This is a genomic window from Streptomyces sp. WELS2 (genome assembly GCF_013870595.1).
Lineage (GTDB): Bacteria > Actinomycetota > Actinomycetes > Streptomycetales > Streptomycetaceae > Streptomyces.
Window position 1 is genome coordinate 1 of the sequence record NZ_JACBWZ010001145.1, and the last position, 1646, is coordinate 1646.

Annotated in this window: 2 protein-coding genes; both read left to right on the forward strand. The window is 71.9% G+C overall.

Annotation, left to right across the window (positions count from 1 at the left end):
* Nucleotides 1-915: apolipoprotein N-acyltransferase (gene lnt, locus H5J33_RS34455; RefSeq protein WP_181798593.1), on the forward strand; the 915-nt coding region annotated here is incomplete at its 5' end.
* A gap of 77 nt (nucleotides 916-992) precedes the next feature.
* A complete protein-coding gene (locus H5J33_RS34460) occupies nucleotides 993-1472 on the forward strand; it encodes an NUDIX domain-containing protein (protein WP_181798594.1) in 480 nt (159 codons plus the stop codon).
* Nucleotides 1473-1646 lie beyond the last annotated feature (174 nt).

Genomic DNA, 1646 nt, shown 5'->3' on the forward strand with positions numbered 1-1646 from the left:
AGCGACAAGGCGGAGAACGGCACCGCCACCGTGGCGCTGATCCAGGGCAACGTGCCGCGCGCCGGGCTGGAGTTCAACGCCCAGCGGCGGGCCGTGCTCGACTACCACGCGCGCGAGACGCACAAGCTCGCCGCCGACGTCCGCTCGGGCAAGGTGGCCAAGCCCGACTACGTCCTGTGGCCGGAGAACTCCTCCGACATCGACCCCTTCGAGTACCCCGACGCCGCCGCCGTGATCGAGCAGGCGGCCGAGGACATCGGCGTGCCCGTCTCCGTCGGCAGTGTGGTCGAGCGGGACGGCAAGCTGTTCAACGAGCAGATCCTCTGGGACCCGGCCAAGGGACCGACGCAGACCTACGACAAGCGGCAGATCCAGCCCTTCGGCGAGTTCCTCCCGCTGCGCGGGCTCGTCGGCGCCATCAACAAGAGCTGGACCGAGATGGCCCGCCAGGACTTCAGCCGGGGCACCGAGCCGGGCGTGTTCGACCTCGCCGGGACCAAGGTGGGCCTGGCCACCTGCTACGAGGCCGCGTTCGACTGGGCCGTGCGGGACACGGTGACGCACGGCGCGCGGATGATCTCGGTACCGAGCAACAACGCCACCTTCGACCGCAGCGAGATGACCTACCAGCAGCTCGCCATGTCCCGCATCCGCGCCGTCGAGCACAGCCGCACCGTGACCGTGCCGGTGACCAGCGGGGTCAGCGCGGTCATCCTGCCCGACGGCCGGATCACCCAGCGGACCGGTATGTTCGTGCCCGCCTACCTGGTGCAGAAGGTGCCGCTGCGCACGTCCACGACGCCCGCCACCGAGCTGGGCGCCCTCCCGGAACTGGCACTGGTGCTGGTCGCCGCCGGCGGGATCGGCTGGGCGGTCGGCTCCGGCCTGCGCGCCCGGCGCCGCGGCGACGCGTAACCCGCGCCGCGCGGTACGACCGTCGTACGAGCCGGGAGCCGGTGGGGGCACCGGGCCCCGGCCGTTAGGGTCGGGGCATGGCGATTCCCGAATTCCTCCGCGCGCTCAGGGCCTCCGCCGGGCAGCAGCTGATCTGGCTGCCCGGCATCACCGCGATCGTCTTCGACGACGACGGCAGGGTGCTGCTCAACCGTCGGACGGACACACGCAAATGGTCGGTGATCGGCGGCATCCCGGAGCCGGGCGAGCAGCCCGCCGCCTGTGCGGTGCGGGAGGTCTTCGAGGAGACGGCGGTGCACTGCGTGGCCGAGCGGGTGGTCCTGGTCCAGGCGCTGGCGCCGGTCACCTACCCCAACGGCGACGTCTGCCAGTACATGGACATCACCATCCGCTGCCGGGCGGTGGGCGGCGAGGCCCGGGTCAACGACGACGAGTCGCTGGAGGTCGGCTGGTTCGCGGTGGACGCCCTGCCCGCACTGGACGAGTTCGGCCTCTTCCGGATCAAGCAGGCCATGTCCGATGCACCCACATGGTTCGACCCTATGACTGCCGGCTGAAGTATGGGTGGCGACCATATGTGGTGACGGTGGGCTCCCCCTTAGGGTCGGCATATGACCTCGCCCACCCCCCTGCCCGCCGCCCCCTCCGGTACCCCCGCCCCGTCCGGTCCCGCCACGCCGTCCGGTCCGGCTCCCGTGCCCGGCCCCGGCCCCCTGCCGGGCTCCCTCGCG

Excerpts from the sequence above, each read along its gene's own strand:
- H5J33_RS34460 (WP_181798594.1), top strand. The coding sequence starts at position 993 with ATGGCGATTCCCGAATTCCTCCGCGCGCTCAGGGCCTCCGCCGGGCAG.